This window comes from Flavobacterium sp. AJR, from assembly GCF_002156885.1.
Lineage (GTDB): Bacteria > Bacteroidota > Bacteroidia > Flavobacteriales > Flavobacteriaceae > Flavobacterium.
In genome coordinates, this window is record NZ_NCWQ01000167.1 from 1 (window position 1) to 3,053 (window position 3,053).

Genomic DNA, 3,053 nt, shown 5'->3' on the forward strand with positions numbered 1-3,053 from the left:
GGATTATTCTTTTTTTCTTCTGGTTTATACGCCCAAGAAAAAAATATTCCAATTAGAATTGGGAATACGCCTTACCAAAATAAATTTACTGCCAAAAAAAGTGCCTTATTAAGTTCAGATGCTGTACAAGCACAGGCACAAGCACTAGCGGTAGCAGGATCTATAGATGTTGCTAATCCAGCTGCCGGAAACAATGGATATAATGCAGATCAGTTAGTAAGAAACATATTAACTTCTGGCTGCTTGATTGTGAGCAACGTTAGGTTTGGTTATTACCAAAAAAGTGGAAATAACTGGAACTGGAATGATCACGTTTGGTCTGGGACGGCTGGTGATAGACAATTAGGATATTACAGTAAAGGAACTTCTACTTTCCCGATTGATGAAGGTCTATTAATTGCAACTGGAAAGATAAACTCTGCAATGGGTCCTAATACCTATACAAATAAATCAGATGCAATGGTTAGCAATGCAAGTGATCCAGACTTAACAAATATTTCTGGAGAAACGATGCGTGATGCTGCCATTCTTGAATTTAATTTTGTTCCTGATGGAAACCTTGTTGAATTTCAATTTGTATTTGCCTCAGAAGAATATCTTGAATATGTTCATACTGACTTTAATGATGCTTTCGGTTTTTTCCTAAGCGGCCCTGGAATCACAGGTACTTATACAAACAACGCAGTAAATCTTGCTCAATTACCCAACACTGATGCGGTAACTATAAACAACATACATTCTGCCGGAACGAATACATACGGTACTCCATTTCCTGCCCATAATGCGGCTTATTACGTAAATAACCCAGCAGGAGCTACAGTTATGGAATATGATGGATCAACTACTGTTCTTACTGCTACTTATGCAGTTACTCCTGGACAAACCTATAAAATTAAAATGGCTATTGCCGATGCATCTGATCAACTTTATGATGCAGGTGTATTTTTAAAAGCAAAAAGTTTTGCCACTAATACTTTAGTAATTACCAATCCTGCTCCTGTATGTTTTCCTAATACGGTAAACCTTACTGCCGCAGCTGTTACTGCTGGAAGTACTGCTGGATTAACTTATACTTATTGGCAAGATGCTGCTGCTACCATTCCTTACAATACTCCAACGGCAGCTACCGCTGGAACTTATTATATAAAAGGAAAAAATCTTACCTCTGGTTGCTCTGATATAAAACCTGTTATTGTAACTGTAAGTAATGTTGTTGTTACCGAAGCTGTTGCATCACATGTTAATGTAAAATGTTTTGGAGCTTCTACTGGAGCAATAACCCTTAATAATGCTACTGGCGGTGTTGCGCCTTATACTTATTCTTGGAAGAAAAATGGAAATGCTTACGCAACTACTCAAAACTTAACAGGCTTAACTGTTGGTTCTTATGAAGTTACTACAACAGACGCAAATGGATGTAAAGGAGTTTTGACGATTGCAATTACACAACCTACAACTGCCTTAGCTGTTACTTTGACTTCTAAAACTGATGTGCTATGTAATAATGACGCTACTGGCGCAATAGACATAGCGGTAGCTGGTGGTACAGGTGCTTATACTTATAGTTGGACAAAAGATGGAAATCCATTTGCTCCAACAACACAAGATTTATCTAATATTCTTTCTGGTGTTTACATTGTAACTGTAACTGATGCTAATGGTTGTCAACAACAACTTTCTGTAACCATCAATAGTGGAGATACAACTAAACCAATCGTAAATCCGTTACCTGCGCCTTCAACAATTAATTGTCCACAAGTGCCGGCATTTACCCAAGCTACTGCTACCGATAATAGTGGCACAGTATCTTCATTAACGTTTGTTGATGTAAACACTCCTGGATCATGCGCAGGTACGTATTCAATAACCAGAACATGGACTGCAAAAGATGCTTGTAATAATACATCTCTTCCTGTAAGCCAAACTATTAATGTTGTAGATACAACTGCGCCAACTTGGACAACTGCTCCAACCGCGCTTAATGTAACATTACAATGTAGCGATGCTGCTGGATTAACTACAGCACAAGCAAGTGCGCCTGTAGCTACTGATGCATGCTCTACTGTAACTTATACTAAAATAAGCGGTGCTTTTGTTGCTGGAACTTGTGTAAACTCTGGAACATATACCAATACATGGACGGCTAAAGATGTATGTAACAATACCTCAACTGTATTTACTCAAACAATTACAATTCAAGATACAACTGCTCCAACTTGGACAACTGCTCCAACTGCGCTTAATGTAACTTTACAATGTAGTGATGCTGCTGGATTAACAACTGCGCAAGCCAATGCTCCAGTTGCAACTGATAATTGTGGCGGAACAGTAACGTACACTAAAATATCTGGAACTTTTGCAGCGGGAACTTGTGCCAACTCTGGAACATATACCAATACCTGGACAGCGAAAGATGTATGTAACAATACTTCTACAACATTTACTCAAACAATTACAATCCAGGATACCACTGCACCAAATTGGACAACTGCTCCAACTGCGCTTAATGTAACTTTACAATGTAGTGATACTGCTGGTTTAACAACTGCGCAAGCAAATGCGCCAGTTGCAACCGATAATTGTGGCGGAACAGTAACGTATACTAAAATATCTGGAACTTTTGTAGCAGGAACTTGTGCCAACTCTGGAACATATACCAATACTTGGACTGCGAAAGATGTATGTAACAATACTTCTACAACATTTACTCAAACAATCACCATTCAAGATACTACTGCGCCAACATGGACAACTGCTCCAACGGCGCTTAATGTAACTTTACAATGTAGTGATACTGCTGGTTTAACAACTGCGCAAGCTAGTGCTCCTGTTGCTACTGATAATTGTGGTGGTACAGTAACGTATACTAAAATATCTGGAACTTTTATAGCGGGAACTTGTGCCAACTCTGGAACATATACCAATACCTGGACTGCTAAAGATGTATGTAACAATACTTCTACAACATTTACTCAGATAATTACAATACAAGATACAACCGCACCAACTTGGACAACTACTCCAACTGCACTTAATGTAACTTTACAATGTAG

At 38.6% G+C, this 3,053-nt stretch carries 1 protein-coding gene; it reads left to right on the forward strand.

Going from position 1 to position 3,053, the window contains the following annotated elements; translation table 11 throughout:
* The coding region (locus B8T70_RS23245; protein WP_207621562.1) for a choice-of-anchor L domain-containing protein at positions 1-3,053 on the forward strand (3,053 nt) is incomplete at both ends.